At 42.4% G+C, this 2035-nt stretch carries 2 protein-coding genes; both read left to right on the top strand.

What is annotated here, in order from left to right:
- On the top strand, positions 1-1584 hold a 1584-nt coding region (gene lpdA, locus SPADD19_RS06630), incomplete at its 5' end, for a dihydrolipoyl dehydrogenase (protein WP_241496510.1).
- 229 nt (positions 1585-1813) lie between these two features.
- A partial coding sequence (locus SPADD19_RS06625; RefSeq protein ID WP_423170609.1) for a lipoate--protein ligase family protein occupies positions 1814-2035 on the top strand: 222 nt, incomplete at its 3' end.

The raw sequence follows: 2035 nt of genomic DNA, 5'->3' as shown, positions 1-2035 counted from the left end.
GACAAAGTCAGCATGGAATTGGAAGCGGAAGAAGACGGTTACTTGATTGCTATCCTGAAAGGGGACGGCGAGACTGTTCCTGTTACTGAAGTTATCGGTTATCTTGGTGAAGAAGGGGAAAATATCCCAACAGCTGGAGCAGCAGCACCAGAAGCGAGTCCAGCGCCAGCAGCAGCAAGTGCTTCAAATGATGACAATAAGAACGATGATGCTTATGATATCGTAGTGATCGGTGGTGGACCTGCTGGTTATGTTTCTGCCATTAAAGCAGCTCAATTAGGTGGTAAGGTTGCTCTTGTTGAGAAATCTGAACTTGGTGGAACTTGTTTGAACCGTGGATGTATCCCAACTAAGACTTACCTACACAACGCTGAAATCATTGAAAATATCGGTCATGCGGCAAACCGTGGGATCATCATTGACAATCCTAGCTTCACAGTGGATATGGACAAGGTTCTTGAAACTAAGAACAAGGTCGTAAATACTTTGGTTGGTGGTGTTGCAGGACTTCTTCGTAGCTACGGAGTTGATGTTCATAAGGGTATCGGTACCATTACGAAAGATAAGAATGTTTTGGTCAATGGTTCTGAATTACTTGAAACTAAGAAAATCATCCTTGCTGGTGGTTCAAAAGTCAGCAAGATTAACGTTCCTGGCATGGAATCATCCCTTGTAATGACGAGTGATGACATCTTGGATATGAATGAAGTCCCAGAAAGCCTTGTGATCATTGGTGGTGGGGTTGTCGGTATCGAACTTGGTCAAGCCTTCATGACTTTTGGTTCTAAGGTTACGGTCATCGAAATGATGGACCGCATCGTGCCAGCTATGGATGCGGAAGTATCTAAGAACCTTCGTTTGATCCTTGAACGCAAAGGTATGACTATCTTGACCGATACGAAACTGCAAGAAATCATTGAAGAAGATGGCAAACTCCGTATCAAGGTTGAAGGCAAAGACGATATCATCGCAAACAAAGCTCTTCTTTCAATCGGTCGTGTTCCAGATCTTGAAGGAATCGGTGAAGTAGAGTTTGAATTAGACCGTGGTCGTATCAAGGTCAATGAATACATGGAAACATCTGTTCCAGGTATCTATGCACCAGGTGATATCAACGGTACGAAGATGTTGGCCCACGCTGCCTTCCGTATGGGTGAAGTAGCAGCAGAAAATGCCCTTAAAGGAAACCACGCTGTTGCCAAATTGAACTTGACACCTGCAGCCATCTACACACTTCCAGAAGTAGCAGCAGTTGGTTTGACAGAAGAACAAGCTCGTGAGAAATACGATGTCCAAATCGGTAAATTCAATTTTGCTGCAAACGGACGTGCCATTGCATCAGATGCGGCTCAAGGATTTGTTAAAGTCATTGCAGACAAAAAATACGGCGAAGTTCTTGGGGTTCACATCATTGGTCCAGCTGCTGCTGAATTGATCAACGAAGCTTCTACCATCATTGAGATGGAAATCACTGTAGAAGAAATGCTCAAGACCATCCATGGGCACCCAACCTTCTCAGAAGTGATGTATGAAGCATTTGCGGATGTACTTGGCTTGGCAGTTCACTCACCTAAGAAGAAATAATATTATTCTTTCAACTAAATTTTCTTAAAGTAGTACGGGCGGCAGCGACCTCTCTTAGAGTTCCATGCCTAAAAATTGAGCCACTTGTCTCAATTTTTCCGAGAAATGTAACGAGTTATCGTTACATTTCTTTTTACTACTTCAGAAAATTTAAGTGAAATTCAACTATTTCTGTCTAATACTCATCTTGCTATGAGTAGGATTTATAAAACGAATTTTTGGAATTACTATGAAATACATTATTAATTATTCAAACGATACTGCTTTTAATATTGCTTTGGAAGAGTATGCCTTTAAACACCTTTTGGACGAGGATCAAATCTTCCTTCTCTGGATTAACAAACCATCGATCATTGTGGGCCGTCACCAAAATACCATTGAAGAAATCAACCGTAACTACGTTCGGGAGCATGGGATTGAAGTGGTTCGTCGGATCAGTGGTGGTGGGGCT

The organism is Streptococcus parasanguinis, from assembly GCF_001578955.1.
GTDB classification, from domain to species: Bacteria; Bacillota; Bacilli; order Lactobacillales; family Streptococcaceae; genus Streptococcus; species Streptococcus parasanguinis_U.
Note: the sequence above shows the minus strand (reverse complement) of the source record. Positions and strands in the feature narration are given on the sequence as shown.